Below are 1,829 nucleotides of genomic sequence, written 5' to 3' on the forward strand. Positions count from 1 at the left end.
TCCCACAGTGTACGGCGCAATATTAGTACTCAAGGTGCCAGACCGATCACCTGGTCCTCATGCATCTGCCGCAACAACATCAGGCCGTTATCCATGAACGAATTGCTGGCGGGCTGCCCGGCCTCCTGCGCCAAACCTTGCAACTGCTCGCGCCCCGTCAACGACGCAAACTCAGTGATGCGCTGCAACAACCGCCAGGCCAGCGGGCTCAGTTGGGAAAACTGCACACTCCAGTCCGCCGCACGCCGTACCAACAACAGAGTCGGTTGAGCCGGTGGCGTGGCAGGCTGATGGTTCGGATCGAGTGCATGCACCGGCCAGACATACGCCAATGGCCAGGCCAGCGCCGAGATCTGCAGCGGGCGCTCCAGCAACAACGCCGGGTCCGTCCACGGCAGCGCTTGGGCATCAGATTGCTGCAACACCATCTCGACCCATTCGTAATGCGCCAGCTCCAGCAGAAACGCCGGCCACTCGCCCTCGCGCAACACCTGCGGTGACGCAGCGAGATAATCGAGAAACGTTTGGGCAATCTCGCCGAACTTCGGGGTTTGCGCGCGCCAGTCGCGCAAGAAACCTCGCACCAGCCGGCCCCAGCGTTGCGCCCCGATGATCCGGATCAACACCGGAAACGTGCCGCTCAACAATTGCGAGACGTTGTTGAACACCAGATCGCGATAAACGTTGACCCGCGCCAGGTTCATGTCGGCCGGGGGCGATTGATGTTCGGGATCGCGCAAATACCGGGTCAACACGTGTTGTTGATGCAGCAGGTTATCCACGTTGACGACCTCCGGCTTGCAAGTGGCGAATGGTCTGCAGCTCGGCAACCAGTTCGGAAAACGCCGGAAAATTGAAATCCCGCTCAAGCAGCGTTGGTTGCGCACCAAACCGCGTATAGGCCTCGGCCAGCAGAGACCAGACCTGCGGTTTTACCGAGGCGCCATGGGTGTCGATTTTCAGCGTATCGGACTCATCGAAATGCCCGGCCACGTGCATGCCGACCACCCGGCCCGGCTCGATACCGGCAAGGAACGTTTGCGCATCGAACCCGTGGTTGATTGCATTGACGTAGACATTGTTGACGTCCAGCAGCAGATCGCAATCGGCCTCGCGCAGCACGGCATTGGTGAAGGTCACCTCGTCGATGTCCTGACGCGGCGCGGCGTAATAGGAGACGTTTTCCACCGCCAGACGCCGGCCGAGAATGTCCTGCGCCTGACGGATTCGCGCGGCAACGTGCTGCACCGCCTCTTCGGTGAATGGCAACGGCAGCAAGTCGTACAGGTGCCCGTCATCGCTGCAGTAACTCAGGTGCTCGCTGTACAGCGGCACGTTGTAATGGTCGAGAAACCCCCGGACTTCCCGCAAGAACCCGACATCCAGCGGCGCCGAACCGCCAAGTGACAGCGACAAGCCGTGACAGGACAACGGGTAGCGTTCGGCCAGTTCACGCAACGCCGCGCCATGGGCCCCGCCGACGCCGATCCAGTTTTCCGGAGCGACTTCGAGAAAGTCGAAAGCGCCGCTGCGTGCGGTTTGCAGGTCTTTCAGCAGACCACGGCGCAGACCGAGGCCGACGCTGGGTGACAGCGATGAGGACGGGGGATGCATGGCAGTTACCTCAACAGTGGATTTTCCACATTTGAGCCGCCGGCTGTATCACGGCTGTGTACACATGACCGGGCATTTGCAGCCCTGTGTATCCTCAAACCACCGCGATACACAGTGATACACACCGAAAAACCTGTGGGAGCGAGCCTGCTCGCGAAGACTGCCGAACAGTCGACCACGATGCTGACTGTACCGGCCTCTTCGCGAGCAGGCTC

At 60.9% G+C, this 1,829-nt stretch carries 2 protein-coding genes; both read right to left on the minus strand.

Annotated features, from left to right (window positions below; translation table 11 throughout):
• Positions 1 to 29: 29 nt before the first annotated feature.
• Positions 30 to 782, minus strand: coding sequence for an HvfC family RiPP maturation protein (locus M9827_RS20140; RefSeq protein WP_250606805.1), 753 nt, complete (start codon positions 780 to 782; stop codon positions 30 to 32).
• Entirely contained in the window at positions 775 to 1,614 is an 840-nt protein-coding gene (locus M9827_RS20145) for an HvfB family MNIO-type RiPP peptide maturase (protein ID WP_250606806.1), read from the minus strand. Before M9827_RS20145 ends, M9827_RS20140 begins: the two co-directional genes overlap by 8 nt.
• Positions 1,615 to 1,829 lie beyond the last annotated feature (215 nt).

Origin of the sequence: Pseudomonas sp. AKS31, assembly GCF_023634765.1 — a bacterium.
Lineage (GTDB): Bacteria > Pseudomonadota > Gammaproteobacteria > Pseudomonadales > Pseudomonadaceae > Aquipseudomonas.

Excerpts from the sequence above, each read along its gene's own strand:
- M9827_RS20145 (WP_250606806.1), bottom strand. The coding sequence starts at position 1,614 with ATGCATCCCCCGTCCTCATCGCTGTCACCCAGCGTCGGCCTCGGTCTG.